Below are 26,427 nucleotides of genomic sequence, written 5' to 3'. Positions count from 1 at the left end.
ATACCCATCAATGTACTTAATAAACTGTACCGCAATAGAATCTAACACTCAATTAAAGCTGCGATTCAATAGGCAACAATGCGATACAGTCAACTAAAAACTGTCGCCACAATCCACTATCGGGTTCAGAAAACATCACCTGTTGAGTCTCGTCATTATGCCAAACCACCTCATCATCCAGGACCGATAACCGATACGTTTTACTGACTAAGTTATCCGTAATACCGTTAAACACACCCGTTGCTAATGTTTGGTTCTTAATAATGAGACCCATCTCAGTGTTCAGCCATGCAGAGCGGGGATCAAAGTTAAACGACCCAACAAATATGGCTGAGCTATCAATAATAAATGTTTTAGCATGTAAACTACTTTTAGAACTGCCACTCCAGCTACTGCCATTACGCTTGCTAAGCTCAAGATCAGCTTTAACCTCGTAGAGCTTGACTCCTGCTTCCAACAATTGCTGCCGGTAAGTACGGTAGCCGGCATGCACAGCAAGTACATCGGTGGCAGCAAGACTATTGGTTATAACGGTCACTTCAAGTCCGCTTTCAACCGCTTTTATTAGGCTTGCAGCTCCTGCACGAGTCGGCACAAAATAGGGAGAGACAATAATGACATCTCGTTTAGCTTGCGCTAAAAATAGACTTAAATCGGCTAAAATATTGTCTGTTTCTGACTGGTGGTGCTGTTTATCTGGTTGGTCATAAACAAGCTGTGCCTTGCCCCAATACCAAGGCAAAGTTTGATCTTCTATTTGAGCGATTAATTGGCTGCTAAGCAGTCGCTTAATATAAGCGCTATCACTGTGCTGCAATTTATACTGCTCAACCTCCACTTTAGCTTCGGCTAATTGCAATGTGGTGATTTGTATATCTGTTAGCGCATTGATATCAACAGTCAGATCCGCATTCCAATAAAGGTCAAACTGTTGTGACACCTCATTAACCACATCGCCGACAGCAACTAAATCAAAGTCGCCAAAATCAACATCTGCATTATTTGAAAAATACTCATTACCAATGTTGCGCCCACCCACAACCGTTAACGTATTATCGATAGTTAGCGATTTATTGTGCATACGATGGTTCAAACGAGAGAAATGGTTAATAAAAGCCAGCGTTCGAAAATGTCGTTCAAAAGACGGATTATATAGACGCACATCAATATTGTGATGGCTCACTAACATCACTAGGCTATTATCAGCCCCTTTTAATGCCATATCATCAAGTAAAAGCCTAACTCTTACACCCCGTTCAGCGGCCTCAAGCAAATGCCACAGTAGTAGTTTGCCAGATTCATCAGCACGATAGATATAATATTGTAAGTCAATACTCGAAGTTGCTGCCTTAACCAATGCCAGTCTTGCAATTAACGCATCAACTCCATCACTTAATGGCACCACACCGGTTAGACCTGAATGGGTTTCAAGGTCTGCTTTGAGAGATTGAAATAGCGCTGACTGAGTCTGCTGCTTAAACGCATAGGTTGGTGTTTTGTCTGGATATTGCGGAGTACTCTGGCAGCCAAAAAGAAATACTAAGGCTGCGCAGAGTAACAATTTTTTTGAAAATAAAAGCTTAACGGATCCGGCTGCTTTCATTAAATAGATTCTGTTATTAACGAGTACCTATTCTTGTAACGCATAAAGCACATCAAATGCAAATTGATCCCAACCATCTGCACTAAAAGCTACATCTCGAATGGCTCTAACTTGGCTTACTGCATGCAAAGGCGCAGCGCCATTTGTCATTAAGTAATATGCCATGATTAAACCCGTTCTATCTTTACCTGAGCGACAATGAATGAGTACTGTTTTATTTTGAGCTTCACATTCGCGAATATACGCCAGAGCCTTAGGGACTTGCTCAACACAATATTCAAGATCACCCGCTTGTGGGGGGGCATTACGTGAAAAAGGAATACATTGATAGTCTATTCCAACGTTTGAAAAATCAGGCTCTTCACATGATTCTCCATTATTAACAGAAAGAATGGCGTCGATGCCTGCTTCTTTCAACTCTGACAAGTTCCAACTGTCTTTATTTGGGCCACTGCGTCCTGCAATTTGTCCTTCTACTAACCAAAAGAGGTGTTGCATTCTTTATCCTAAATAATCAATTAGTGTTAAACGAAGTGAGATTGATAGTCGTTACTTACCTTTAGACCAAAGTTCTTTGTTGGCCTTAGGCAATTTGTTACGGTGTTTTTTACCGGTGCCAGCAGGTTTAGGTAAAGGTTTTAGATCACGTGACGGACAATCTTCAGGTGCCTCTTTATCGGCTTCAAAACCTGCATACTGTTCACGTTCAAGACGTAATTTATTCTTTTTCTCAATCACTTTGAAGTGCTGATACTCATCATGAGAAATAAGTGATAGTGCTAAGCCCGCTTCACCTGCACGACCACTCCGGCCAATGCGGTGCATGTAGTCGGCCGGGCTACGAGGCAATTCGTAGTTAATCACAATTGGGAGTTTTTCAATATCGATACCACGCGCTGCAATATCGGTGGCAATAAGTACTCGGATTTCGCCACGTTTAAAGCCATCAAGTACACGGGTTCGTGCGCCTTGGCCCTTATCGCTGTGAAATATTTCCGCTGTAATCCCTGCATTATCAAGCTTTTGAGCTAAACGATTACATGTATATTTGGCGCTAGCAAAAATCAAAATCTGCTGCCAGTCATTATCTTTAATGAGTTGGACTAACAAAGGAGTTTTACGGTTACGGTTAACCGTCATAACGCGTTGTACCAGCGTTTTTTCTTCTTTACTTTGCAGTTGAACTTCAACAGGGTTGTTGAGTAATGATTGGGTCAACAAACTGACTTCTTCAGGGAACGTCGCTGAAAACATGAGAGTTTGCTTTTTAGCAGGCATTTTTTCGAGTAAAGCATTTAACTCATCGGTAAAGCCTAAGCTCAACATGCGATCAGCTTCATCAAGTACCAACGTGCTCACTTTGTCTAACTTAAGTGCATTGCTTGAAATTAAGTCGAGTAAGCGCCCTGGGGTGGCCACCAGGATGTCGGTCCCACCGCGTAGACTTTGCATCTGCGTATTAGTAGAAACACCACCGTAAACAGCAAGTACTTTTAGATTAGGCTTAATATTTTGCGCATAGCGCATAAAGCTATCTGCCACTTGCTGCGCCAATTCACGTGTTGGAACAAGTATTAAGCTAGTAACAGAGTTAGCCTGTTTACCTTGCTTTGATGATGTAGCCAGTAACTGAATTATTGGCAGAGCAAATGCTGCTGTTTTACCAGAACCGGTGATCGCACCGCCAAGCACATCATTGCCAGCAATAACGGCTGGTATGGTGCTTTGCTGAATAGCGGTAGGAGACTGATAATCCAATGTCTCAAGCGTTGCTAACAGCTCAGGGATCAACCCTAAATCCGCAAAGCTAGGGTTATTGACGGCTTTATCCACTGAGGTTAAAGCGGCTTTCATTGTTGGATCTGGCTGAGTCATATGTACGGGCGTGACCTAATCAAAAATAAGGCCGCTATATTACGCTAATATTGCCCCAAAAGCTTTTTGTTTGATCCCAAATACTACTTTTGAATATTGACTACGAGCAAATATCATGTGAGGTATTATTTAAATCTGTGTATCCCTTCAATTTCTAACAATTTTTGCTTTAGTGCTACGCCATAGGCGTAACCCGTTAATGCGCCGTTTTTTCCAATCACACGGTGGCAAGGTACAATAACAGCGATAGGATTCGCCCCATTAGCGGTTCCAACCGCCCTTACCGCCTTAGGCCGACCGATTTTATGTGCGATATCTGCGTAACTGCAAGTTTGCCCATAATCTAACTGGCTTAACGCTTGCCAAACTTGCTGCTGAAACGGCGTCCCTTTTGGTGCTAAAGGAACGCAAAATTGTTGCCGTTGACCAGCGAAATATTCGAGTAACTCTTGTTTAGCCTGTAAAAGGTGCTGCTTAGCGTGTGCTAATTGCACTTGGTCAGCAGTCTCTGTAAGTGATAATTCTCGGCTTTGCCAATCATCACCAGCCTGGGGTAAATAATAGAGATGGGAAATGCCAGCGGCATTAGCACAAAGCGAAATAACACCCGTTTCAGTCACAAAGTTCAGCTTTGCTAATGGTAGTAAATGATTCATTGTAAATTCCACAACTGAAAAGTTAAGTAGCTGCCCCAAGGGCTTACAGTATCAGCGATCTCTTTCGTCAGCGCACTATAATCAATGGCAAGTTCAGCCTTTGAAGCATCTGTATTTTGATATAGTTTTATAACACGTTTTTTTACCACTAAATCACCACACAATAACACGTCAGGTTGCCTCGCCCCCCGCATCTGTGCATAGGATACCGTCCAAGGGCCTATTCCTTTAATAGAAAGCCACTTTGCTAGATCGGCATTAGGATTGTTTGCAACAAATGCGCCTAACGCATTAAGCGCTAACTTTCTAGCACCTGGCATTTTAAGCTCACTCAAACTGGCTTGTGCAACCACTGTCGGGTGGGGAAATAGTAATACACGTTTTCCGGCAATAGTACGGGGTTCACCGTAGGCGAGCACTAACTGATTCAATAATTTTGTAGCTTGTACAATACTAACTTGCTGCCCTAAAACCGCTCTGCAACCGGCTTCAAATGTTGACCACGTGCCAGGTAACCTTAACCCTGTAATTATGTGGTTTTGTAAGGGAGCGAGTGACAACAATACTTGCTCTACGGCCTGCATATTGGCATTCAGATCCAACACTCTTTTAATATTATTAATGATGTTGTGTAATTCAACCAAGCCTCGCTCGTCTTCAAGAGCCACATTGACTTTAAAACTGTTGCGCGCTTGGTGATGTTCAGCATCAAAGTACCCATTCACTCCATTAAGACTAAAGCTGCGTCCGTAGTGATTTGGACCGTCTAACCATTCCATATACCTCACAGCTCTAAGTTGATAGAAATCATGCTGTTGTTGCCAAGCCAAAGGGGGGCGATAATAAAGCTCTACGTTTAAAGTCACCGGCTGGATTACTGCTGACGCAAGTTCACGGTTCGCGATTGGCATGTTGTCACTTAATTGCTTAACTGCGACTTGCTGTCTAAACATAGACGGCGTTAACTTTAACACCTGCTTAAACACTTCATTAAAACGGCGAACACTGTTAAAGCCAGCAGCGAGTCCCACTTGTGTAATACTTAACTCTGTTTGATGTAGTAGTTGCTTAGCAAACATCAACTGTCGGAACTGTGTATATTGCTTAATAGAGGTGCCAACCCCCTCTAGAAATAGCTTTCGAAGATAGCGACTACTTACTCCCAGTCGCACTGATAATTGCTCAATACTGATGGCATCCGGACCATTAAGCACACCACCATCGATTAATCCGATAGCCCTTTCTAGGGTTGCGCCAACGCCTTTCCAAGCAAATGATCCCGGCGCGCTATCGGGACGACAGCGTAAACAAGGCCGTAAACCCGCCATTGTTGCTTGTAAGGGCGAATCAAAGTAGCGCACATTGTGCTCTTTCGGGCTTACAGCGGGACAAATACTGCGACAAAATATGCCTGTGGTGATGACACCGGTAAAAAATAATCCATCAAACCTAGCATCACGTGCCAATCGTGCCTTATGGCAAATCTCACTGTCCAGCATACAGTTATGAGTGAGCATCAAGATCTCAATGTTATTTTTGCGTTAATTCATCTTAGCTAAGTAAAAGCTCGATCACTAGCGGAAAACGGAACTGCATGCGAAAGGATAATGTTTACCAAAATGGTTCAATTCCGAGTATGCTAACTCACGTAAGCAACATTTTTGCAACTATTGACCAATGATAGAGTTATCACATGTTTAAACGATTTGAATCTTGGGTAGATGCTCTTTCTCCGGCAGAGCCTGAGCAACCACCTAAAGGCATCTATGCTTTTTGTCGGCATTACACTAAAGGGTTTGAAGTACCGTTAGTTATCATGTCAATGGTAACAGCGCTGCTTGCCATTTTAGAGGTATCGTTATTTGGATATATGGGTGACTTGGTTGATCTATTGATTAAAAATGATCCCGAAACACTCTTTAAAAATGAAGGCCCCAAACTACTGTGGATGACACTGCTAGTGCTGGTCTTTATCCCTGTATTGGTTTTAGTTCATGCATTAATTGTCTATCAAGGGCTATTAGGCAATTACCCCATGTCTATTCGTTGGCTTGCTCACCGGTATTTACTAAAACAAAGCGTGTCTTTTTATCAAAATGATTTTGCTGGACGAATTGCCACGAAAGTCATGCAAACGTCGTTAGCAGTGCGAGAAACTGTAACCAAGTTGCTTGATGTTTTAGTCTACATTTTGGTGTATTTCACATCAATGTTGGTAATGATTGCTAAAGCTGATCTACGATTAATGCTTCCAATGCTGATTTGGTTACTCATCTACATAGCACTCCAGCTTAAGTATTTACCTCAACTAAAAAAAGTATCGACAGAGCAGGCTGATGCCCGTTCAATTATGACGGGGCGGATTGTCGATAGCTATACCAATATTGCGACCGTAAAACTATTCTCTCATACTAAAAAAGAAGCTGAATACGCCAAAGGCAGCATGCAAACGTTTTTACATACCGTTTATAAGCAAATGCGACTCGTCACGGCTATAACTGTCAGCGTGCAGTTTATCAACTACCTATTAGCGTTTAGTATTGCAGCAGTTTCGATTTGGCTATGGCGTGATAGCGCTATCTCCGTCGGAGCTATTGCCATCGCAATTAGCTTATCGCTCCGCCTTAATGGAATGTCGCAATGGATAATGTGGGAAATCAGTTCATTATTTGAAAACATTGGTACTGTTGCTGATGGCATGAATACTTTAGCTAAACCAACAGAAATCACCGATGTAGATAACGCTCCTTTGTTAACCGTCAATAGAGGCGATATTGATTTTAACGACGTATGTTTTCACTATGGTGAAAAATTAGGGGTTATTAACCATTTAGCACTCAACATTAAAGCAGGCGAAAAAATTGGTTTAGTCGGCCGCTCCGGTGCTGGTAAATCAACGTTGGTAAACTTGCTAATGCGCTTTCATGATGTTGAATCCGGTAAGATCCTCATTGATGATCAAGACATTAGCCAAGTCTGCCAAGACTCTCTACGAGCACATATTGGAATGGTTACACAAGATACCTCCCTGCTCCACCGCTCAATAAGGGAAAATATTCTTTACGGTAACCCCGGTGCATCAAAGCAAGCACTAGAAGATGCCATTAAACAGTCACAAGCCTATGAATTTATACAAGAGCTCAGCGATTCAGAAGGCAACACAGGGCTCGATGCCCAAGTAGGAGAGCGTGGAGTAAAGTTGTCTGGCGGCCAACGTCAACGAATAGCGATTGCACGGGTACTTTTGAAAAACGCACCGATTTTGTTACTTGATGAAGCCACATCTGCACTTGATTCAGAAGTCGAAGCTGCCATTCAGCAAAGCTTGTACAAGCTGATGGAAGGTAAAACTGTAATCGCGATCGCGCACCGTTTATCAACCATTGCCGCAATGGATCGGTTAATCGTTATCGATGAAGGTGAAATTGTTGAACAAGGCACCCATCAAGAACTGATCCAATCTAATGGGATCTACGCCCAGCTTTGGTTTCATCAAACTGGTGGATACCTAGGTGTAGACTAAGCAAGTATAAATATTCACTACTTTTAGATCAGTTAATGGTAGACATTCAGCACTCTCATTTTAATGAGTATTAACTGCATTGCTGTTAATACTCTAGGAGGTGTTCATCCATAATTAATGGTGGTCAATTCTAATCAACCAAATCCTCAAATTACAAATACAAAAAAACCACCCTAAGGTGGTTTAATGCATCTACCAAATGAATGGTAAAGATGGTGGAGCCTAGCGGGATCGAACCGCTGACCTCAACACTGCCAGTGTTGCGCTCTCCCAGCTGAGCTAAGGCCCCATATTACTGGATTACCGAATTTAATCAGTAAGCTTACTCTTTCGAGTAAAAAAGTGGTATCCCCTAGGGGATTCGAACCCCTGTTACCGCCGTGAAAGGGCGGTGTCCTAGGCCTCTAGACGAAGGGGACCCGGACTGCATTAGACTCTGCAAAGAGTGAATACTCATTAAACCCTGTAGGCTAAGGTTTAACGCTTGATAACTAGACCAAAATCTCGTTATTTTTAAATAGTGGTATCCCCTAGGGGATTCGAACCCCTGTTACCGCCGTGAAAGGGCGGTGTCCTAGGCCTCTAGACGAAGGGGACCCGGACTGCATTAGACTCTGCAAAGAGTGAATACTCATTAAACCCTGTAGGCTAAGGTTTAACGCTTGATAACTAGACCAAAGTCTCGTTATTTTTAAATAGTGGTATCCCCTAGGGGATTCGAACCCCTGTTACCGCCGTGAAAGGGCGGTGTCCTAGGCCTCTAGACGAAGGGGACCCGGACTGCATTAGACTCTGCAAAGAGTGAATACTCATCAAACCCTGTAGGCTAAGGTTTAACGCTTGATAACCAGACCAAAATCTCGTTATTTTTAAATAGTGGTATCCCCTAGGGGATTCGAACCCCTGTTACCGCCGTGAAAGGGCGGTGTCCTAGGCCTCTAGACGAAGGGGACCCGGACATATTGTTTTACTTCTAATATAACGAAGACCTATAAGTAACACTTTAGAAGGCTATTAAAGTGAAACCGCCGTGCTACTTTTATAAAAATAGCGCGGTGTCCTAGGCGCTCTCTTCTTTAATACGAAGGGGACCCGGACTGCATTAGACTCTGCAAAGAGTGAATACTCATTAAACCCTGTAGGCTAAGGTTTAACGCTTAATAACCAGACCAAAATCTCGTTATTTTTAAATAGTGGTATCCCCTAGGGGATTCGAACCCCTGTTACCGCCGTGAAAGGGCGGTGTCCTAGGCCTCTAGACGAAGGGGACCCGGACTGCATTAGACTCTGCAAAGAGTGAATACTCATTAAACCCTGTAGGCTAAGGTTTAACGCTTAATAACCAGACCAAAATCTCGTTATTTTTAAATAGTGGTATCCCCTAGGGGATTCGAACCCCTGTTACCGCCGTGAAAGGGCGGTGTCCTAGGCCTCTAGACGAAGGGGACCCGGACTGCATTAGACTCTGCAAAGAGTGAATACTCATTAAACCCTGTAGGCTAAGGTTTAACGCTTAATAACCAGACCGAGATCTCGTTATTTTTAAATAGTGGTATCCCCTAGGGGATTCGAACCCCTGTTACCGCCGTGAAAGGGCGGTGTCCTAGGCCTCTAGACGAAGGGGACCCGGACTGCATTAGACTCTGCAAAGAGTGAATACTCATTAAACCCTGTAGGCTAAGGTTTAACGCTTAATAACCAGACCGAGATCTCGTTATTTTTAAATAGTGGTATCCCCTAGGGGATTCGAACCCCTGTTACCGCCGTGAAAGGGCGGTGTCCTAGGCCTCTAGACGAAGGGGACCCGGACTGCATTAGACTCTGCAAAGAGTGAATACTCATTAAACCCTGTAGGCTAAGGTTTAACGCTTGATAACCAGACCGAAATCTCGTTATTTTTAAATAGTGGTATCCCCTAGGGGATTCGAACCCCTGTTACCGCCGTGAAAGGGCGGTGTCCTAGGCCTCTAGACGAAGGGGACCCGGACTGCATTAGACTCTGCAAAGAGTGAATACTCATTAAACCCTGTAGGCTAAGGTTTAACGCTTGATAACCAGACCGAAATCTCGTTATTTTTAAATAGTGGTATCCCCTAGGGGATTCGAACCCCTGTTACCGCCGTGAAAGGGCGGTGTCCTAGGCCTCTAGACGAAGGGGACCCGGACTGCATTAGACTCTGCAAAGAGTGAATACTCATTAAACCCTGTAGGCTAAGGTTTAACGCTTGATAACCAGACCGAAATCTCGTTATTTTTAAATAGTGGTATCCCCTAGGGGATTCGAACCCCTGTTACCGCCGTGAAAGGGCGGTGTCCTAGGCCTCTAGACGAAGGGGACCCGGACTGCATTAGACTCTGCAAAGAGTGAATACTCATTAAACCCTGTAGGCTAAGGTTTAACGCTTAATAACCAGACCAAAATCTCGTTATTTTTAAATAGTGGTATCCCCTAGGGGATTCGAACCCCTGTTACCGCCGTGAAAGGGCGGTGTCCTAGGCCTCTAGACGAAGGGGACCCGGACTGCATTAGACTCTGCAAAGAGTGAATACTCATTAAACCCTGTAGGCTAAGGTTTAACGCTTGATAACCAGACCGAGATCTCGTTATTTTTAAATAGTGGTATCCCCTAGGGGATTCGAACCCCTGTTACCGCCGTGAAAGGGCGGTGTCCTAGGCCTCTAGACGAAGGGGACCCGGACTGCATTAGACTCTGCAAAGAGTGAATACTCATTAAACCCTGTAGGCTAAGGTTTAACGCTAATCATTAGTTAGATGGTGGAGCCTAGCGGGATCGAACCGCTGACCTCAACACTGCCAGTGTTGCGCTCTCCCAGCTGAGCTAAGGCCCCTCACTAACTAAATCACTTTCGAGTGCACCTTAAGCATTTGCTACCAGTGTCTCAACTGCGAGGCGCATTCTATGCAGCGCACCCAAAAGTGTCAACTCGTTTTTTAGGAATTTATTCTATTTGCTACAAATTCAATCGCTTTGAGGATTCTTTGTTCACAACGAGCCTTTCCAATCAAGAATAAGGTTAAATCTACAGCAGGAGACATGCCAGCGCCGGTAACGGCTACACGTAAAGGCATACCCACTTTACCCATCCCTACTTCTAATTCACTAGCAGTATCTTCGATTGCTTGATGAATCGCTTCTACAGTCCACTCTTCTAGTTCAGAGATTTTTGACTGGATTAGCTTAAGAGGTTCCATTGCTACGCCTCGAAGATGCTTCTTAGCCGCTGTTTCATCGAAGTCAGCAAAGTCTTCATAGAAATAACGACTCGATGAGGCAAGCTCTTTTAGCGTCTTAGCACGCTCAGAAAGTGCAGACACAACTTCTGACAGTTTTGGACCATTACTCATATCAATATTTTGATCATTCATATGCCACTCTAAATGAGAAGCAACATATTCAGGGTCCATCTCTTTAATATAGTGCTGATTCAACCAAATCAACTTTTCTGTATTAAAGGCTGATGCCGCCTTATTGATATCATCAAGTTTAAATAACTGCTTCATCTCATCTATCGAGAATACTTCTTGGTCTCCGTGTGACCAACCCAGGCGAACAAGATAGTTAAGCAGTGCTTCTGGCAAATAACCATCATCACGATACTGCATAACACCAACGGCGCCATGACGTTTTGATAGTTTGGCACCATCATCACCTAAAATCATCGCTACATGAGCATATTCAGGGATAGGAGCACCTAATGCCTTTAAGATGTTAATTTGGCGTGGGGTGTTATTTATGTGGTCTTCACCACGTACAACACAAGTGATCCCCATATCCCAATCATCAACAACAACACAGAAGTTATATGTCGGCGTACCTTCTGTACGTGCAATGATCAAGTCATCTAGCATGCTGTTTGATATTTCGATTCGTCCACGTACGTGGTCGTCAAAAACAACACTACCTTCCGTTGGGTTTTTAAAACGGATAACAAAAGGTTCATCAGTATCGCGTGGTGCTTTATCGCGGCAGCAACCATCATACTTTTGTTGCTCACCTTTCTCAGCTTGCTCTTCACGCATCTGCTCAATACGCTCACGGCTGCAGTAACACTTATATGCACTGCCCTGCTCTAGCATTTGAGCAATGATTTCGTTGTAACGATCAAAACGCTTCGTTTGATAGAAAGGACCTTCATCCCATGTTAAACCTAACCACTCCATACCTTCTAGAATTGCAGCGCAAGCTTCTGGTGTAGAACGTTCAATATCCGTATCTTCTACTCGTAATACAAACTCGCCTTGGTTTGCACGTGCATATAACCATGAATAAAGTGCTGTTCGAGCACCACCAACGTGCAAAAAACCGGTAGGGCTTGGTGCAAAACGCGTCTTAATTGTCATAATGGGACACTGACCTATATCGAAAGTCTAAATAATAGACTGTACCTAAGAATGTGGCGCACATTCTACCAGCCAAAGCCGTCAGGTAAAATAGCTCTGCTACTATATGCCAAATTTTATGGCGATTATGGGGCTTTTAAGTGATTCTTATCGCTGTAACCCAAAAACTGAGCTCTCTAATCTTAAGCGGAAAGTTAATTTTAGCCTGTATTGTCATTTGGTTTACTCAATGGCTGAGTTTAATTAAACTGCAACGGTCCGGGTTAGACCAACTCAAACCTATAAAATGATTAACTATGCGTCAATCCGCATGAAAATAAAGCGTACACGCCTTTTTATCTAAAAAAGCGTTGACAGTGGATCGCTTCTCCCTATAATACGGCCCCACACAGCGAGGTCGATTAGCTCAGCTGGGAGAGCACCTCCCTTACAAGGAGGGGGTCACTGGTTCGAGCCCAGTATCGACCACCATTCTTTTTATAAAGAATTAAAACATTATAAAATCCCAGGTCGATTAGCTCAGCTGGGAGAGCACCTCCCTTACAAGGAGGGGGTCACTGGTTCGAGCCCAGTATCGACCACCATTCTTTTTATAAAGAATTAAAACATTATAAATCCCAGGTCGATTAGCTCAGCTGGGAGAGCACCTCCCTTACAAGGAGGGGGTCACTGGTTCGAGCCCAGTATCGACCACCATTCTTTTTATAAAGAATTAAAACATTATAAAATCCCAGGTCGATTAGCTCAGCTGGGAGAGCACCTCCCTTACAAGGAGGGGGTCACTGGTTCGAGCCCAGTATCGACCACCATTCTTTTTATAAAGAATTAAAACATTATAAATCCCAGGTCGATTAGCTCAGCTGGGAGAGCACCTCCCTTACAAGGAGGGGGTCACTGGTTCGAGCCCAGTATCGACCACCATTCTTTTTATAAAGAATTAAAACATTATAAAATCCCAGGTCGATTAGCTCAGCTGGGAGAGCACCTCCCTTACAAGGAGGGGGTCACTGGTTCGAGCCCAGTATCGACCACCATTCTTTTTATAAAGAATTAAAACATTATAAAATCCCAGGTCGATTAGCTCAGCTGGGAGAGCACCTCCCTTACAAGGAGGGGGTCACTGGTTCGAGCCCAGTATCGACCACCATTCTTTTTATAAAGAATTAAAACATTATAAATCCCAGGTCGATTAGCTCAGCTGGGAGAGCACCTCCCTTACAAGGAGGGGGTCACTGGTTCGAGCCCAGTATCGACCACCATTCTTTTTATAAAGAATTAAAACATTATAAAATCCCAGGTCGATTAGCTCAGCTGGGAGAGCACCTCCCTTACAAGGAGGGGATCACTGGTTCGAGCCCAGTATCGACCACCATTCTTTTTATAAAGAATTAAAACATTATAAATCCCAGGTCGATTAGCTCAGCTGGGAGAGCACCTCCCTTACAAGGAGGGGGTCACTGGTTCGAGCCCAGTATCGACCACCATTTCTTTGTTATTTCTAGTTCATTTCCGAACGTTTAAAACACTAGCACGTATATTTACCCACTTAACTCATTATTTTCTACTATGCTTTGACTATCTTTCATTCGTGGATGAATCTTATGGCTGACGTTAGTCAATCGGCTTCTTTATCTAGTATTGCCGCCTATTTAAAATTAACCTATCAATACGATCAGCAAACTGCGGTCATAGAGGCAAAAGAAGTGATGCTGAATCTGGTGCGGATGCGACAAAAAGGCTTTATTACCGGTTGGTATTTTGATGATCAAGGCCACCTTGAATTGCTCCCAAGCGACTCGATAATGGATCAGATTACCCCCACAAAGTAAGACTTACTATCCAGTTACTGGAATTTGTCGTCTACTGTTAATCCCAGAGCACACATCGGTTTTTATCAGCGTTACTGTATAAAATGATAGTACAACGATGCTCTTATGTGGCCATTTCAGTTCATAAATACGGCAACCCTGCGGTAAACTCCCCACCGACGCCACTTCGCATAAATGAGTGTTAATTCGGAAACTTTTGGCTAAAACATTATTTTAGCGTTGCCGTAAATCAGCCTTTTGAGTTACAACACCAGCCGAGCAATTATTCGTATTACACATTCTTGCTGCTACGTACCCAATTGATTGCATGGCACTATTTAAAATTGCAATACCGTCTGCCCCCTCCTCTACCATCTAAGATAATATAATCAGCACTACAATGGCCACCTGTCCCAGTTTTTGCTCCTTGCCCTCCTTGGTAGTTGGTGTCTAGGTACCCCATAGATGCCATAGGACCATGATGATCCATCTTTGATAGACCCCTCGTTAATTGATGAATGAACCCAACAGTGGGCTCTTCTTGTGTAGGGGAAGCTATGGGGATCTCGTCAGAGGTAACTTGGCGGACATTTACATTTTTTTCCCGATATCAGTAAATGGTTTATGTGTACCATCACAGAAAGGCAATACTTTGGAGTACTTACATTGGCAAAGGTACGCTTCTTCATTTTCTTCAGCGTAAATGCTTTCGGATTGAAATTAGTTCCGATGTGGGAACCATCGCAGATTAACTCTCTCAGGAATTGATAGAGGAAGCATATTCCCTAACTGCAAGAGTTACGATTAGCAATCTGATTTAGTCGAGAGAGGATGTCAACCGCAACACCATTACTTTATAGCCATGACAAAGCAACAAAGCACAGCCCCCTTCTGTCAGTAGCGGATCATTAACGACGAGTTAGCTAGTAAATGATATCGGGCTATGAGTGCTTGCCGGTGATATTAATCGACTCACCAATACCGCCAGCACACCTAAACATATCATTGAGCCTAAAACCACACCATGCCAACCCCAATGTTGCCAAAACGGCAATAAATATGGGCCACCCACCGCCGCCCCTAAGTAATAAATACACAAATACAGTGCGGTTGCTTTGGCTCGGTGTTGCTTTGCAAGAAATGCCACCCATGAATTACAGCTACTATGGATTAAAAAGAAACCGAATGATGAAATTATGAACCCGATATAAATGCCAATAACGCTGCCAATTAGCGTCATTAACGTACCGAGCATTAATGCTAAAACAGCAACACTAAACACTTTCTTTGTGCCCTGCTCACTGACCCACTTAGCACTTCGATAAGAAGCATAAGTACCGCTAAAGTAACAAAGGAAAATTAAGGTCACTTCAAAATTCCCTTGTAAAAACGGCGCCGCCATCAAATGCAGTTGGATGTAACTAAACTGGTTAACCATCACCATAAATGCCATCGCGCCGACTAAATATATTAACCTTAATTTAGGGTTCGCTAGGTGATAGTAAAAACCCATTAAATCGGACTTTAATGATGCTATCCCCTGCGTGACTTGCGGTCGAACAAACTGACTGTCTGGTAACAGTAGTGCCGTAAGCATTGTTCCCACAAGAGATATAGTCGCTAATAATGCCATGGCTTCATGCCAGTGTAGGTATTGCGCCATCATCCCACCAAGTAGCCGGCCAGCAATACCGCCAACACTATTGGCTGCAATGTAAATTGCCCCCGCTTTTAGTAGTACATTTCCGCTAAGCTCGTCTTTAAAGTAGGCCATCGCCATTGCTGGCACCGACGCAAGTAAAATACCTTGTACCATTCTTAAAGCCACAAGCTGACTAAAGTCAGCAATAAACAAAGCGATAATATCGACAATAACTAATAGATAAAGACTGATCAAAATAGGACGTTTACGGCCAATACGATCAGACAACACTGCGAAAAGAAGTAAAGAAAATGCCATTGTAAAACTGGTGACAGATAACAATAACGTGGCATGTGTTTTTGATACCACGAATGTTTCAGCTATCAGTGGCAACATGCCCTGAACTAGGTAAAGGTTGATAAAGATGACAACGGACGCAATCGATAAACCACCAATAAGCTGAAGCTCTCGCCTTGGGTTTACCTGTTCAATTGCATTGCTCATCATAACTTAACTCTTTAACGACCTAGCCTTAGTGTAAAGATCATAGCAACACACTAGCCATAACGATAATAACTAAAAAGTACCCTATCTATTGATTTTTGTTATAGCATTACTCACGTCTGCTTTAGTTAAAAACCATGAGTTAATAACGCTATCAGATAAAAACCATTTTTTAGTTAATCTTGCAGTGGGCTCATTATGGATATCAAACAGTTAAAACACCTAGATGCGTTAATTAGCTCAGGTAGCTTCACTAAAGCCGCCCACCAACTCAACATAGCGCAGCCAGCGCTAAGCCAAAGCATAAAAAGACTAGAGGACTCGCTAGGGGTTACTTTAGTCGACCGCGGTGCCCTTAAGCGCAGTAAGGCGCTCTCATTAACGGCAGAAGGAAAAGCATTGCATCAGCATGCAGCCCTTATCATCAAAAATATGGCGCAAGCCGAAGCTCATATTAAATCGATGGCAAATTTAACTAAAGGCGAAGTGCGCATAGCGGTACCAGGTATGTTGGGGTCGTTCTACTTACCCAGTCGTTTAATGGCATTTAGGCATGAACATCCTGAATTAAAATTATCCCTATATGAAGGCGGCACCCGTGACACACTAAAAATGCTACAGCGCGAAGACGTCGACATTGCCATTATTACGGCTAATGATCTAAATGAGCATTTTGAAAGCCATCTATTATTACAAGAACAAATGGTCGTTGCAGTTGGGAAGCATCACCCGTTATCCGCTGAACCATCAATCCCCCTAGAGCTTTTTTTTCAGCACGATTTAGTCTTGTTTAAACAAGGCTACTTTCATCGAGAATGGATGCTTAACCAAGCAAAAAAATTAGGCCTTACAGCCAATATAGCCTTTGAAACCAACCTAATAAACTTAATTAAACAAGTTGTCGCACAGGAGTATGGCATAACCAGCGTGCTCGAAATGGTGATCGAGGAACATGACAATATTTTAGCTAAGCCATTTGAACCACCAGTGTTTTTAGACCTACATATTGCTTGGAAAAAGCAACGGCCAATGAGTAAAGCGGATCGGGCATTTGTCGACTTTTTAATGCAAAACCGATAAGCATTCACTTGGCAAAGATAAAGAAGCCGTTGCACCTTAACGGTTATGTAGCGTCGAGTTGGTTCGACGGCATCGCATCAATAAAAGCGGGCTCGGTTAAGCATTGCGCGTTAACCCGTTTAATATTTGGAAATAAAGTCATGTCGACTTTAAACCGCTCAGCATTATATACCTGAGGTACCAAGAATAAGTCTGCTAATGAAATGCTATCGCCAAAACAGAACTTACCGCTATGCCGCTCTAAGAGCTGTTCTAAAGCGCTAAAACCTTGGTTTATCCAATGGTGGTACCACATTGTTTTAGCGCTATCGCCAAGCTCTAGATCTGTCACTAAATACTGCAATACTTTTAAATTATTCAAAGGGTGCATTTCACACGCAATGGTTAATGCCATCGCTCTGACAATGGCTTTATCACTAGCACGCGTAGGCAGCAACGGATTATGTGGGTAGGTCTCTTCTAAGAACTCGATGATAGCAAGCGACTGAGTTAACACGAACACTTGCCCATCTTCATCCGTGGTGACCAGTGTTGGTACTAGCTCTTGAGCGTTCAGTGCTGAGTACTGCTGTTGATGTTGTTCGCCACCATTATTTACTAAATTAACTGAATACTGTTCTGCCGATAAGCCTTTATAATTGAGCGCTATACGCACTCGATATGCAGCGCTTGAGCGCCAATAGCCGTACAGTTTCATTGTTAAAATGCTCCTTACCCCAGTACAAAAAGAACAACTACCATGAATAATAGTTACCCATTAAACTCTGTATTCTACAACCTGCTGGTCAATCGCACCGAAAATTGATTGGTCATTATCATCGAGCATTTCAATACGAACACGGTCGCCAAACCCCATAAACGGGGTTGATGGTTTACCGTCAGCAATGGTTTCAAGCATCCGAGTTTCAGCAAGGCAGCTTGAACCTGCGCTACGGTCATAATTAGATATGGTTCCTGAGCCAATAATTGCCCCAGCGCCTAGTGGACGAGTTTTGGCCACATGAGACACTAACTGACTGAAGTTAAATGTCATATCAACGCCTGCATTCGGGCGCCCGAATAACACGTCATTTAAATGGGTTATCAAGGGTAAGTGCACTTTACTGTCTTGCCATTTATTATTGAGCTCATCAGGCGTAACAGCTACAGGCGAAAAACTACTTGATGGCTTAGCTTGGAAAAACCCAAAACCTTTGCCAAGCTCACCTGGAATGAGATTTCTCAATGACACGTCGTTTACCAGCATCAACAACTTAATATGTTGAGTGGCATTTTCAGGGGAAACCCCCATTGGAACATCATCAGTAATAATGGCAATCTCAGACTCAAAATCGATCCCCCATGCTTCACTAGCTAAGGGAATATCGGCTTTAGGCGCAATAAAACAATCTGATCCGCCCTGATAAACCAAAGGGTCGGTCCAAAAAGTTGCCGGCATCTCTGCACCACGTGCTTTACGTACCAGCTCCACATGGTTTACATAGGCACTGCCATCAGCCCATTGGTACGCTCTCGGTAGAGGTGATAAGCATTTTGCCTCATCAAACTCAATAGCGTTATCCATTAAGCCTTGGTTCAGTGCGTCATACAGCTCAACTAGCTGCGGGTTAAGTAAACCCCAAGCATCGAGCAACTGCTGCATAGTATGAGCAATAGCAGGCACTGCAACCGCCTTGGTCAGATCACGACTCACTAACATTAACTGGCCATCACGGCGTCCATTATCATAACTGGCTATCTTCATACTCACTCCGAATCAAAATACCAAACTCTTTCAGCTTCGGCATGCACCTGAAAGAGTGTGGCTGGCGCCAAAATTAACTTACATATAGGAATACATTAAGATTGGAGAGAGTGGAATAGCGTGAAGTAAATCACATTTACAAATGGAGTTGCTTCATCTGTAAACATACAATTACAGCCTATGTAAAATAGGCTGTAATTAGGGTTTAAGTGAGGTGCTCATCTTGTGTTATAACACCCGCTACAAGCCAATCTTAATTGGGTTTGTGTTTACTAATACCGTATTCGCGTAATTTATTAGCGATAGCCGTATGCGACACACCGAGTTTTTTAGCTAATTGGCGGGTACTTGGGTAGGCAGGATACAATCGTCTTATCAAGCTTGATTCGAATTGTTTCATTGCTTGTTCAAGACTGCCTTCAAATTCATGGTCAAAATAACCAAAACCTTCTGCATATGACGGTAATTTTAACTGTTCAACTGTAAGCTCGGCACTGCCATCCCACATTGATACCGCTCTAAAAATGGCATTTTTAAGCTGGCGTATATTTCCCGGCCAAGCATAACTTAGCAAATACTCACGGCACTCACCTGAAATACGACGAATTGGGACAGATAATTGCTGACTATAATGCTCTAAAAACATTTCAGTAAGCGGGATAACATCCACTTTTCGCTCGCGTAACGAGGGTACATGAAAACTTAGGACATGAATTCGGTAATAAAGATCTTCTCTGAACTCACCGCTTTGGCAAAGCTCGGCAAGGTTTTTTTGCGTCGAACAGATAATACGTACATCACTGCGGATCTCTTCATCACCGCCAACACGCCTAAATGTTCCATCCTGTAAAAAGCGTAATAACTTCACTTGCGCCGCTTTAGACATCTCCGCGATTTCATCTAAAAATACGGTACCGCCTTTAGCTTCTTCAAAGAAACCACGTTTAACCACAGTGCCATTATTCATGAAGCCAAACAGCTCTTCTTCGGCGGCGCTATCAGGCATTGCAGCACAATTAATGGCGATAAAGGGTTGCTCACGGCGCATACTCGCATCGTGACATGCACGAGACATCAACTCTTTGCCCGTTCCGGTTTCTCCAGTGATTAGCAGTGGAGCGTCCAACTGTGCCATTCTGCGCGCTTGATTGAGCACTTCTTTCATCTTATCGCTAGCTGCTAAAACGTTTTCAAAGCCAGTAGTTTGATTTTGTAGCGCGTTAAATTGTTGGCCTAAGCGAGCCGGTGACTTTAACGACACTACCGCGCCAGCAAGAATAGGGTTCTCATTACCATCGGGAAGATAGATAGGTAGCATTTCAGCTAGGTATTCGTTCTCGCCAATATTGACTCGAGTCGCTTGTGCAAGCACGGTGGTTTCACTGAGCCAACGGCTAAAGTTAAAGCCTTGTACCCAATGACCTATGGGTTCATCTAGGATCTCATGCTCTGCCATCCCGATAATATGTAACGCAGACTCGTTTACAATACGAATACGGCCTTTAATATCAAGTGAGAACACGGAGTCTGGTAACGTTTTAAGTAACGTTTTTAGTGCGTAATGCTCCTGCTCAGAAGGCATGAAAGATACAGTACGAACATCATGCACTCCTTCAACCTTACGGATAAGCGGAAGCAATTCACTGAGCATATCAAAGCTAACCTCAGCAAACTGCAGGTACAGGAACCCTTTGTTGCTAGCGTCGATAGCAAACAAATTAATTCCGTAATCATCCATTATTAGTAGTATATCTTTGGCTAGACCGACACGGTCCAAGCAGCTAACTTCTATACGCATACTGGTGTAATTCCCTTTTTTAAATCATTATTATTGGAATAAAACCAACTGTATTACCGATTTATCACTTCAATTTGATTTCACCTTTAACAAAAAGTCTGCCCACAGCTGAGCTGGGTAAAATCAACGCTGGAATGGCATAGCAATACAATTTAAATCAAGCTATAGCCAGCCTAAGACTTTGCGCTAAACCAATCCGTTTAGCTGAAGATTAGCTATTGCAATTTTGCTATACGTTAAAAGGTTATCTTGCATGTGGCAAGTCTTGTTTACAGTCTACATGTAAAACCGACAACATAATGCCAAACAGAAAAACTCCCCCCAAGTAACTTAGTCTTCTAGTAACATATCTGTTTTGGCCGCCATGATGAAATCATTCTTATGTAGACCTTTAATTGAATGAGACCACCACGTCACAGTAACCTTGCCCCACTCAGTCAATATACCTGGGTGATGAAACTCAGCCTCAGCCAGTTCAGCAAGCTTATTGGTGAACGCCATGGCCAATTTAAAGTTCTTAAACTTGTACACTCGCTCAAGCTGCTTAATGTCTTCACGCACCGCTACAGTCCAATCAGGAACCATTTTGGCAAGCTCAACAAGCTCGGTATCGCTAACCGTGGGAGCATCAATTTGACACGCTTCGCATTTCATCTCAGATAACTCAGTCATACTCTTTCCTTTTCGTTGTGGCTTAATGCCATACAAGAACAATATATTAAAGCACTTTTCTAGAGGCTTTTAGCTGGGTAAGTAGCTGTAAATAACCCGAGCTGTTTCGCGCTTTTAATAGCTGCCATAATGTCTACCTCGCCAATATTATCAAGCGCTGCAATATCATTTATGGCGTAATAGATCGGCTGCATGATATCGATCCGATACGGCGTACGCATAATATCTACGAGGTCAAAGGTGCGTATTTCTGGCTTGCCACTGGTGACATAAAGTGTTTCTGCCGGTGAACTTAAAATTCCGCCGCCATAAATTTTTAAATCATGCTCAGCGCTGCTCACCACGCCAAATTCGACCGTAAACCAATATAAACGAGCGAGAAAGACGCGATCTTCCTTCGTCGCGGATAATCCTAATTGACCGTAAAGATGTGAAAACCGCGCAAATGATGGATTGGTCAATAAAGGACAATGACCAAATACCTCATGAAAAATATCGGGTTCTTGTAAATAATCTAGATCTTCACGACAGCGAATAAAAGTCGCGACAGGAAATGATTTATTGGCTAATAATTCAAAAAAATTGGCGAAAGATATCAATGCCGGTACCGCAGCCGTTTTCCAACCGGTAGTTTCTGTCAAAACCGCGTCAATTTCAGCGAGCTGAGGGATCCTATTACTTGGCATCCCTAGGCGCTTTATCCCTTCTAAGTATGCATCTGATGCTCTACCCGGTAAGTTTACAAGTTGCCTTGAATAAAGCTCTGCCCAAATCGCATGTTCATCTCTGGAGTATGAAATAAATCCATTCGCATCTGGCAAGCGTGCTTGGTATTGGGTCTCTTTACTCATCTTGATAAACTCACTTATTACAAAACTCTGTTCATCATTAACTAAACAACAAATCTTGTGAACTGGTTCACGCTTTTACATGCATGAGCTAACCCTGTTTTATGTCACGTACGCCTTACAGCAAATCAATCTTTCACTATAACCGACTATCATAAATGCACATTTAACGTACTAAATACTTTACACTGTTAGTTTGCACGCTGAATATTAACGGCTAATGTTTTTAGCTGGTGATGCTGAGGTTCGATAACTAAACTTTAATTGAATACCATTTGAACTTTCACAGCTTTAAATGTAACCAAAGATATGCTCGTGAAGCCTAAAAAATGTTGATACTCAATCATCTTTGTAAAAATCACAACACATGACATATCAATTCGGGATAGAATGGTTTGATAACAATATGTATCCATTGATAGGAAAATTTGGAACTGATGAAACAACATAAAATTTTAAAAGCTGTGATCCCAGTAGCAGGCTTAGGCACTCGAATGTTGCCGGCAACAAAAGCAATACCCAAAGAGATGCTGCCAGTTATGGATAAACCCCTTATCCAATATGTTGTAAAAGAAGCTATCGCAGCAGGCATCAAAGAGATAATTTTGATCAGCCATGCCAGTAAAAACTCGATTGAAAATCATTTCGACACCAGTTTCGAGCTAGAAGCGCAGCTTGAACGCCGGGTAAAAAGACAACTTCTTGCTGAAGTGCAATCCATTTGCCCACCTGATGTAACAATAATTACAGTGCGCCAAGCTCAAGCCAAAGGTTTAGGCCATGCCATTCTTTGCGCGAAGGCGATTGTCGGAGAAGCCCCTTTCGCCGTATTACTGCCAGATGTAATTGTAGATGAAGCTAGCTGCAACTTAGCTGCTGATAATTTAGCTGAAATGGTTGCCTTATACGATGAATCCGAAATTGGCCAGATAATGGTTGAAGGCGTGCCCCACGACCAAGTCGACCAATATGGTATTGCGGATATTGGTGGCCAAGCTCTCGCACCAGGTGAATCGCTACCACTGTCTCAGTTAGTTGAAAAGCCGAGAGTTGACGAAGCACCATCTAACCTTGGCGTTGTAGGTCGTTACATACTGCCTGCTGAAATTTGGTCTTATCTTGCAAAAACACCTGCTGGAGCTGGTGATGAAATTCAGCTGACTGATGCCATTGCCATGTTGATGGAAAAACAAACCGTTAACGCCTATTATATGCAGGGTAAAAGTCATGACTGTGGTAACAAACTTGGCTTTATGCAAGCCAATGTAGAACACGCATTACGCCATAAGGAAATTGGCTCTGAGTTTGCTCAATACATAAAGCAATTAGCGGCAACTCTTTAGTATTTATTTATCAAAAAATACAAATAAGGATATTCACATGACTATTTTAGTAACTGGCGGCGCGGGTTACATCGGTACTCACACGGTAGTTGAGCTATTAAACAGCGGCAATGATGTGGTAATTCTGGACAACCTCAGCAATTCTAGTGTAACAGCCTTAAAGCGTGTAGAAAAAATAACTGGAAAACAGGTAAGGTTTTATCAAGGTGATATCCTTAATAAGCCTTTCGTGCAAAAGCTGTTCAGTGAAAATAACATCGAATCAGTTATTCATTTCGCGGGACTAAAAGCTGTGGGAGAATCTGTTGAACACCCACTGCGCTATTATGAAAACAACGTCACTGGCACCATTACTTTATGCCAAGTGATGGCTGAATTTAATGTCAAAAATTTAGTCTTTAGTTCTTCTGCTACCGTATATGGCGAACCTGACACACTGCCGATCACTGAAGATTTCCCTACTGCACCAATGAGCCCTTATGGACAATCTAAGTTGATGGTAGAGCACATACTGTCAGACCTCTGCATTTCCGATGCGAGCTGGAATATTGCCCGTTTACGATACTTTAACCCTGTTGGTGCTCACCAAAGCGGTTTAATTGGTGAAGACCCAAATGACATCCCCAACAACCTTATGCCATTTATTTCTCAAGTCGCAGTCGGTAAGCGCGAACAGCTCAGCGTATTTGGTGATGACTATGACACCCCCGATGGTACCGGTGTGCGTGACTATATCCATGTCGTTGACTTAGCTATCGGTCATTTAAGAGCATTAGATAAACTGCGCACTCAACCAGGTTTAGTCACTTACAACCTCGGTACCGGACAAGGCTTTAGCGTACTTGATATGGTAACGGCATTTGAGAAAGCCTGTGGCAATAAAATTAAATACCAAGTATCAGCTAGGCGTGCTGGCGATATTGGTATTTATTATGCTGATCCCCAAAAAGCACAAACCGAGCTAAATTGGCAAGCGACCCACAGTATTGACGATATGGCCCAAAGTAGCTGGCATTGGCAATCCACTAACCCTAGTGGTTATAATCCCACTAGCGAATAAGTGCGAGACCCACTTCTAGTCATAGTAACCATTAAGAGTCCTAATTATGAGTTGTAGTTATGAGCAGTATTAATCAGAGTCGACGTCGACTTTTTAGTCGTAAAAAAAATGATACTGTTCATCTACCTTGGGTCAAAAGAGAAATTGAATTCACCGATGAATGTACCCGCTGTAATAAGTGTATTCAAGCTTGCGAAACCGGCATCATCATCAAAGGTGATGGCGGTTTCCCAGAAGTAAACTTTAGTATTGACGAGTGTACTTTTTGTCAAAAGTGCGTCAATGCTTGCCCCGAGCCTTTATTTACCGAAACTAGTGTTAGCCCATGGCAAGTCACGGCGTCAATCCAAAACTCTTGTATGGCTTATAGCGGCATATGGTGTCAAAGCTGTAAAGACGCCTGTGATGCAACTGCAATCAGCTTTACGATGGCAATAGGTAAGGCGCCACAGCCTCATGTTGATATTACGGCTTGTACTGGTTGCGGAGCCTGCGTTGCGCCCTGTCCGTCTAATGCTATTATCGTGATGACTAAGCCTGTCAATCCCCCCTCCTGCGAGTAATGGCTCAATAGCATTAGCTCAAATATCACTCCTGCCCAAGACTGTGAACTCAAGGCTAATTTATCGAATAATTGCCACTAGAAATGCTTTTTTATTGTTAAAATTCAGGTAGTATCAAGTTACCTTGACTGACTGTGAAGCATTTATGTTTAAAAGAAAAAGAAGTGGCGGGCTGACCTTTATAGCCCAAGGAACCAAGCTGACAGGTGAGAGTAACTTTAGTGCTGAAGCTTTAGTTTCTGGTGAGCTTTATGGTGATGTGCAATCAACACATAACATGACAATTGAACAAGATGGTTTAATTGATGGCGTGTTAAATTGCCAAGAGCTCCGAGTTGCAGGCACCTTTAGAGGCAAGTTAACCTGCAACAAACTCAACATTACGAGCACGGGCGTGGTTGATGGTGAGGTAAGCTGTCAGTCAATGGAAATTTTTGAGGGCGGCCAGTTTATCGGTATGCGCGTTCGTGACGATGTTGCTTTCTTGCCTGCAACGGCCAAAGAAAAGCAATCTAGTACCAAGTCTAACCGAATTGAAGAAGCCGAATTGTCCGCGAGTTAAACAGCTTAGTTCAAACTTATAGCTTTGAGCTATTTTGGTATTCGCGCAATAACCGAATGAACTCAGCGGCTGGCCTATCAAGAGCGTCAGTCGCAATATACAGATGAAACCCTAAATGACTCCCCAATATACGGCAACGGTGGCCAAACATGGCTAATACACCTTTATAACGGTTATTATCTTCAATAAAGGGGCTAAACTCTTCGCTCATTTGATGCTCTAAAGCCGACAAGTCTTCATCTTGTGCCGATGCCGTCATCAGTAATGGCCTTTGCTCCGTTAGTAACCCCGTTGCTAAGCGCAAAGAAATACCGTCTAAAACTGGCCCGATTTGCTTTAGCTTTATCCCGACATAAGGCAATACAAGTAAATCCCGCCCTTCTGTTACTTGCGGTTGTGCAATACGTTCAATATTTTGCCATTCAACCATCACCTCGCCACGACGATGAATATGCCGGATCCCGGCTGAACTCACAATCACTGTCACTTCAGGTTCCAGTAATTTCGCGCCACCAAGTACGGCTGACACCACGCCTAAAGCAAAAAAAACAATACCGAGCCCAAATAGATGACTACTGTTTAAAAACAATGCCAACCCTGTGATAATACCAGTTGGGCCAGCGAAGGTTAACGTTAGGGCATTGCGTTTATTGATCGGTTTGATCAAGATAGGTTCCAAGGTTAAAGCTTCCAAAATAGTCTCCACCCTATATTATTGATTCGTCGTGCATTACCATCGAATTGCGACTCAGATCCGCCCTAATACACTTAAAATAGTAATAG

The 26,427-nt window shown here is 43.1% G+C and carries 22 protein-coding genes and 25 tRNA genes; 17 read left to right on the top strand and 30 right to left on the bottom strand.

Annotated elements, in window-relative coordinates:
* Nucleotides 1-52: 52 nt before the first annotated feature.
* The 5 genes from RGE70_RS06315 to RGE70_RS06295 all read right to left on the bottom strand — a co-directional run bounded on the left by RGE70_RS06315 (nt 53) and on the right by RGE70_RS06295 (nt 5,651).
* On the bottom strand, nt 53-1,603 hold the full coding sequence (locus RGE70_RS06315; RefSeq protein WP_310470655.1) for a phospholipase D family protein: 1,551 nt from the start codon (nt 1,601-1,603) through the stop codon (nt 53-55).
* Between the two features lie 27 nt (nt 1,604-1,630).
* Entirely contained in the window at nt 1,631-2,101 is a 471-nt protein-coding gene (locus RGE70_RS06310) for a phosphatase domain-containing protein (RefSeq protein ID WP_310470654.1), read from the bottom strand.
* A 51-nt stretch (nt 2,102-2,152) separates the two neighbouring features.
* On the bottom strand, nt 2,153-3,457 hold the full coding sequence (locus RGE70_RS06305; RefSeq protein ID WP_310472937.1) for a DEAD/DEAH box helicase: 1,305 nt from the start codon (nt 3,455-3,457) through the stop codon (nt 2,153-2,155).
* A 146-nt stretch (nt 3,458-3,603) separates the two neighbouring features.
* Nucleotides 3,604-4,134 (bottom strand): methylated-DNA--[protein]-cysteine S-methyltransferase, encoded by a 531-nt coding sequence (locus RGE70_RS06300; RefSeq protein ID WP_310470653.1) that lies wholly within the window; start codon nt 4,132-4,134, stop codon nt 3,604-3,606.
* Nucleotides 4,131-5,651, bottom strand: coding sequence for an Ada metal-binding domain-containing protein (locus tag RGE70_RS06295; RefSeq protein ID WP_310470652.1), 1,521 nt, complete (start codon nt 5,649-5,651; stop codon nt 4,131-4,133). Before RGE70_RS06295 ends, RGE70_RS06300 begins: the two co-directional genes overlap by 4 nt.
* A 176-nt stretch (nt 5,652-5,827) precedes the next feature.
* On the opposite strand from RGE70_RS06295, the gene RGE70_RS06290 reads away from it, so the two are divergent.
* Nucleotides 5,828-7,657, top strand: coding sequence for an ABC transporter ATP-binding protein (locus RGE70_RS06290; protein WP_310470651.1), 1,830 nt, complete (start codon nt 5,828-5,830; stop codon nt 7,655-7,657).
* 213 nt (nt 7,658-7,870) lie between these two features.
* Here the strand turns inward: RGE70_RS06290 and RGE70_RS06285 are convergent.
* The 16 genes from RGE70_RS06285 to gltX all read right to left on the bottom strand — a co-directional run bounded on the left by RGE70_RS06285 (nt 7,871) and on the right by gltX (nt 12,020).
* Nucleotides 7,871-7,946, bottom strand: a tRNA-Ala gene (locus tag RGE70_RS06285).
* Between the two features lie 54 nt (nt 7,947-8,000).
* Nucleotides 8,001-8,076, bottom strand: a tRNA-Glu gene (locus tag RGE70_RS06280).
* Between the two features lie 102 nt (nt 8,077-8,178).
* Nucleotides 8,179-8,254: transfer RNA gene (locus RGE70_RS06275), tRNA-Glu, on the bottom strand.
* Nucleotides 8,255-8,356: 102 nt separating this feature from the next.
* Nucleotides 8,357-8,432 (bottom strand) — tRNA-Glu (locus tag RGE70_RS06270).
* Nucleotides 8,433-8,534: 102 nt separating this feature from the next.
* A tRNA-Glu gene (locus RGE70_RS06265) sits at nt 8,535-8,610 on the bottom strand.
* A 241-nt stretch (nt 8,611-8,851) separates the two neighbouring features.
* Nucleotides 8,852-8,927 (bottom strand) — tRNA-Glu (locus RGE70_RS06260).
* Nucleotides 8,928-9,029: 102 nt separating this feature from the next.
* Nucleotides 9,030-9,105: transfer RNA gene (locus RGE70_RS06255), tRNA-Glu, on the bottom strand.
* 102 nt (nt 9,106-9,207) lie between these two features.
* Nucleotides 9,208-9,283 (bottom strand) — tRNA-Glu (locus RGE70_RS06250).
* Between the two features lie 102 nt (nt 9,284-9,385).
* A tRNA-Glu gene (locus RGE70_RS06245) sits at nt 9,386-9,461 on the bottom strand.
* Nucleotides 9,462-9,563: 102 nt separating this feature from the next.
* Nucleotides 9,564-9,639, bottom strand: a tRNA-Glu gene (locus tag RGE70_RS06240).
* A 102-nt stretch (nt 9,640-9,741) separates the two neighbouring features.
* A tRNA-Glu gene (locus RGE70_RS06235) sits at nt 9,742-9,817 on the bottom strand.
* Between the two features lie 102 nt (nt 9,818-9,919).
* Nucleotides 9,920-9,995 (bottom strand) — tRNA-Glu (locus RGE70_RS06230).
* A gap of 102 nt (nt 9,996-10,097) precedes the next feature.
* Nucleotides 10,098-10,173 (bottom strand) — tRNA-Glu (locus RGE70_RS06225).
* 102 nt (nt 10,174-10,275) lie between these two features.
* A tRNA-Glu gene (locus tag RGE70_RS06220) sits at nt 10,276-10,351 on the bottom strand.
* 80 nt (nt 10,352-10,431) lie between these two features.
* A tRNA-Ala gene (locus tag RGE70_RS06215) sits at nt 10,432-10,507 on the bottom strand.
* Nucleotides 10,508-10,610: 103 nt separating this feature from the next.
* Nucleotides 10,611-12,020: a glutamate--tRNA ligase gene (gene gltX, locus RGE70_RS06210; protein WP_310470650.1), complete on the bottom strand. Its 1,410-nt coding sequence runs from the start codon at nt 12,018-12,020 to the stop codon at nt 10,611-10,613.
* 395 nt (nt 12,021-12,415) lie between these two features.
* Between gltX and RGE70_RS06205 the strand changes: the two genes are divergently transcribed.
* The 11 genes from RGE70_RS06205 to RGE70_RS06155 all read left to right on the top strand — a co-directional run bounded on the left by RGE70_RS06205 (nt 12,416) and on the right by RGE70_RS06155 (nt 13,849).
* Nucleotides 12,416-12,491 (top strand) — tRNA-Val (locus tag RGE70_RS06205).
* 37 nt (nt 12,492-12,528) lie between these two features.
* Nucleotides 12,529-12,604: transfer RNA gene (locus tag RGE70_RS06200), tRNA-Val, on the top strand.
* A gap of 36 nt (nt 12,605-12,640) precedes the next feature.
* Nucleotides 12,641-12,716, top strand: a tRNA-Val gene (locus tag RGE70_RS06195).
* Between the two features lie 37 nt (nt 12,717-12,753).
* Nucleotides 12,754-12,829: transfer RNA gene (locus RGE70_RS06190), tRNA-Val, on the top strand.
* Between the two features lie 36 nt (nt 12,830-12,865).
* A tRNA-Val gene (locus RGE70_RS06185) sits at nt 12,866-12,941 on the top strand.
* 37 nt (nt 12,942-12,978) lie between these two features.
* Nucleotides 12,979-13,054: transfer RNA gene (locus RGE70_RS06180), tRNA-Val, on the top strand.
* Nucleotides 13,055-13,091: 37 nt separating this feature from the next.
* Nucleotides 13,092-13,167 (top strand) — tRNA-Val (locus tag RGE70_RS06175).
* A 36-nt stretch (nt 13,168-13,203) separates the two neighbouring features.
* A tRNA-Val gene (locus tag RGE70_RS06170) sits at nt 13,204-13,279 on the top strand.
* A gap of 37 nt (nt 13,280-13,316) precedes the next feature.
* Nucleotides 13,317-13,392: transfer RNA gene (locus RGE70_RS06165), tRNA-Val, on the top strand.
* Between the two features lie 36 nt (nt 13,393-13,428).
* Nucleotides 13,429-13,504 (top strand) — tRNA-Val (locus RGE70_RS06160).
* Between the two features lie 117 nt (nt 13,505-13,621).
* Nucleotides 13,622-13,849: a hypothetical protein gene (locus RGE70_RS06155; protein ID WP_310470649.1), complete on the top strand. Its 228-nt coding sequence runs from the start codon at nt 13,622-13,624 to the stop codon at nt 13,847-13,849.
* A 213-nt stretch (nt 13,850-14,062) separates the two neighbouring features.
* Here the strand turns inward: RGE70_RS06155 and RGE70_RS06150 are convergent, their stop codons facing one another.
* The 3 genes from RGE70_RS06150 to RGE70_RS06140 all read right to left on the bottom strand — a co-directional run bounded on the left by RGE70_RS06150 (nt 14,063) and on the right by RGE70_RS06140 (nt 15,974).
* Nucleotides 14,063-14,158, bottom strand: coding sequence for a glutamate synthase-related protein (locus RGE70_RS06150; protein WP_310470648.1), 96 nt, complete (start codon nt 14,156-14,158; stop codon nt 14,063-14,065).
* A gap of 261 nt (nt 14,159-14,419) precedes the next feature.
* Entirely contained in the window at nt 14,420-14,533 is a 114-nt protein-coding gene (locus RGE70_RS06145) for a CDGSH iron-sulfur domain-containing protein (protein WP_310472936.1), read from the bottom strand.
* Nucleotides 14,534-14,747: 214 nt separating this feature from the next.
* Complete coding sequence (locus RGE70_RS06140) at nt 14,748-15,974, bottom strand: MFS transporter (protein ID WP_310472935.1); 1,227 nt, start codon at nt 15,972-15,974, stop codon at nt 14,748-14,750.
* A 198-nt stretch (nt 15,975-16,172) separates the two neighbouring features.
* On the opposite strand from RGE70_RS06140, the gene RGE70_RS06135 reads away from it, so the two are divergent.
* Entirely contained in the window at nt 16,173-17,054 is an 882-nt protein-coding gene (locus RGE70_RS06135; RefSeq protein WP_310470647.1) for a LysR family transcriptional regulator, read from the top strand.
* A 43-nt stretch (nt 17,055-17,097) separates the two neighbouring features.
* On the opposite strand, the gene maiA is transcribed toward RGE70_RS06135, so the two are convergent.
* The 5 genes from maiA to phhA form a co-directional block, all read right to left on the bottom strand.
* Nucleotides 17,098-17,751 carry a maleylacetoacetate isomerase gene (gene maiA / locus RGE70_RS06130; protein WP_310470646.1) on the bottom strand — a complete coding sequence of 218 codons (654 nt, stop codon included), beginning with the start codon at nt 17,749-17,751 and terminating at the stop codon, nt 17,098-17,100.
* A gap of 60 nt (nt 17,752-17,811) precedes the next feature.
* Complete coding sequence (locus RGE70_RS06125) at nt 17,812-18,798, bottom strand: fumarylacetoacetate hydrolase family protein (RefSeq protein WP_310470645.1); 987 nt, start codon at nt 18,796-18,798, stop codon at nt 17,812-17,814.
* Between the two features lie 253 nt (nt 18,799-19,051).
* On the bottom strand, nt 19,052-20,596 hold the full coding sequence (tyrR, locus tag RGE70_RS06120) for a transcriptional regulator TyrR (RefSeq protein ID WP_310470644.1): 1,545 nt from the start codon (nt 20,594-20,596) through the stop codon (nt 19,052-19,054).
* 330 nt (nt 20,597-20,926) lie between these two features.
* Nucleotides 20,927-21,268, bottom strand: coding sequence for a 4a-hydroxytetrahydrobiopterin dehydratase (locus RGE70_RS06115; RefSeq protein WP_310470643.1), 342 nt, complete (start codon nt 21,266-21,268; stop codon nt 20,927-20,929).
* Nucleotides 21,269-21,327: 59 nt separating this feature from the next.
* Nucleotides 21,328-22,119, bottom strand: coding sequence for a phenylalanine 4-monooxygenase (gene phhA / locus RGE70_RS06110; RefSeq protein ID WP_310470642.1), 792 nt, complete (start codon nt 22,117-22,119; stop codon nt 21,328-21,330).
* A 434-nt stretch (nt 22,120-22,553) separates the two neighbouring features.
* On the opposite strand from phhA, the gene galU reads away from it, so the two are divergent.
* The 4 genes from galU (at nt 22,554) to RGE70_RS06090 (ending at nt 25,644) form a co-directional block, all read left to right on the top strand.
* The gene (galU, locus tag RGE70_RS06105) at nt 22,554-23,459 is read left to right on the top strand and encodes a UTP--glucose-1-phosphate uridylyltransferase GalU (RefSeq protein ID WP_310470641.1); all 906 of its coding nucleotides are present in this window, start codon (nt 22,554-22,556) and stop codon (nt 23,457-23,459) included.
* A gap of 37 nt (nt 23,460-23,496) precedes the next feature.
* Nucleotides 23,497-24,519 carry a UDP-glucose 4-epimerase GalE gene (gene galE / locus RGE70_RS06100; RefSeq protein WP_310470640.1) on the top strand — a complete coding sequence of 341 codons (1,023 nt, stop codon included), beginning with the start codon at nt 23,497-23,499 and terminating at the stop codon, nt 24,517-24,519.
* Between the two features lie 59 nt (nt 24,520-24,578).
* A complete protein-coding gene (gene napF / locus RGE70_RS06095) occupies nt 24,579-25,082 on the top strand; it encodes a ferredoxin-type protein NapF (protein WP_310470639.1) in 504 nt (167 codons plus the stop codon).
* 145 nt (nt 25,083-25,227) lie between these two features.
* Nucleotides 25,228-25,644: a bactofilin family protein gene (locus tag RGE70_RS06090; RefSeq protein ID WP_310470638.1), complete on the top strand. Its 417-nt coding sequence runs from the start codon at nt 25,228-25,230 to the stop codon at nt 25,642-25,644.
* A 16-nt stretch (nt 25,645-25,660) separates the two neighbouring features.
* Here the strand turns inward: RGE70_RS06090 and RGE70_RS06085 are convergent, their stop codons facing one another.
* Nucleotides 25,661-26,338, bottom strand: a complete 678-nt coding sequence (locus RGE70_RS06085) for a DUF2982 domain-containing protein (RefSeq protein ID WP_310470637.1) — start codon at nt 26,336-26,338, stop codon at nt 25,661-25,663.
* Nucleotides 26,339-26,427 lie beyond the last annotated feature (89 nt).

Origin of the sequence: Shewanella youngdeokensis (genome assembly GCF_033180165.1) — a bacterium.
GTDB classification, from domain to species: Bacteria; Pseudomonadota; Gammaproteobacteria; order Enterobacterales; family Shewanellaceae; genus Shewanella; species Shewanella youngdeokensis.
This window is presented reverse-complemented; position numbering and strand designations above follow the sequence as displayed.

Excerpts from the sequence above, each read along its gene's own strand:
- phhA (WP_310470642.1), bottom strand. The coding sequence starts at position 22,119 with ATGAGTAAAGAGACCCAATACCAAGCACGCTTGCCAGATGCGAATGGA.
- RGE70_RS06135 (WP_310470647.1), top strand. The coding sequence starts at position 16,173 with ATGGATATCAAACAGTTAAAACACCTAGATGCGTTAATTAGCTCAGGT.
- RGE70_RS06155 (WP_310470649.1), top strand. The coding sequence starts at position 13,622 with ATGGCTGACGTTAGTCAATCGGCTTCTTTATCTAGTATTGCCGCCTAT.
- RGE70_RS06305 (WP_310472937.1), bottom strand. The coding sequence starts at position 3,457 with ATGAAAGCCGCTTTAACCTCAGTGGATAAAGCCGTCAATAACCCTAGC.
- maiA (WP_310470646.1), bottom strand. The coding sequence starts at position 17,751 with ATGAAACTGTACGGCTATTGGCGCTCAAGCGCTGCATATCGAGTGCGT.
- tyrR (WP_310470644.1), bottom strand. The coding sequence starts at position 20,596 with ATGCGTATAGAAGTTAGCTGCTTGGACCGTGTCGGTCTAGCCAAAGAT.
- galE (WP_310470640.1), top strand. The coding sequence starts at position 23,497 with ATGACTATTTTAGTAACTGGCGGCGCGGGTTACATCGGTACTCACACG.
- RGE70_RS06115 (WP_310470643.1), bottom strand. The coding sequence starts at position 21,268 with ATGACTGAGTTATCTGAGATGAAATGCGAAGCGTGTCAAATTGATGCT.
- RGE70_RS06090 (WP_310470638.1), top strand. The coding sequence starts at position 25,228 with ATGTTTAAAAGAAAAAGAAGTGGCGGGCTGACCTTTATAGCCCAAGGA.
- RGE70_RS06290 (WP_310470651.1), top strand. The coding sequence starts at position 5,828 with ATGTTTAAACGATTTGAATCTTGGGTAGATGCTCTTTCTCCGGCAGAG.
- gltX (WP_310470650.1), bottom strand. The coding sequence starts at position 12,020 with ATGACAATTAAGACGCGTTTTGCACCAAGCCCTACCGGTTTTTTGCAC.
- RGE70_RS06140 (WP_310472935.1), bottom strand. The coding sequence starts at position 15,974 with ATGAGCAATGCAATTGAACAGGTAAACCCAAGGCGAGAGCTTCAGCTT.
- RGE70_RS06300 (WP_310470653.1), bottom strand. The coding sequence starts at position 4,134 with ATGAATCATTTACTACCATTAGCAAAGCTGAACTTTGTGACTGAAACG.
- RGE70_RS06125 (WP_310470645.1), bottom strand. The coding sequence starts at position 18,798 with ATGAAGATAGCCAGTTATGATAATGGACGCCGTGATGGCCAGTTAATG.
- RGE70_RS06310 (WP_310470654.1), bottom strand. The coding sequence starts at position 2,101 with ATGCAACACCTCTTTTGGTTAGTAGAAGGACAAATTGCAGGACGCAGT.
- RGE70_RS06150 (WP_310470648.1), bottom strand. The coding sequence starts at position 14,158 with ATGCAATCAATTGGGTACGTAGCAGCAAGAATGTGTAATACGAATAAT.
- RGE70_RS06295 (WP_310470652.1), bottom strand. The coding sequence starts at position 5,651 with ATGCTCACTCATAACTGTATGCTGGACAGTGAGATTTGCCATAAGGCA.
- galU (WP_310470641.1), top strand. The coding sequence starts at position 22,554 with ATGAAACAACATAAAATTTTAAAAGCTGTGATCCCAGTAGCAGGCTTA.
- RGE70_RS06315 (WP_310470655.1), bottom strand. The coding sequence starts at position 1,603 with ATGAAAGCAGCCGGATCCGTTAAGCTTTTATTTTCAAAAAAATTGTTA.
- napF (WP_310470639.1), top strand. The coding sequence starts at position 24,579 with ATGAGCAGTATTAATCAGAGTCGACGTCGACTTTTTAGTCGTAAAAAA.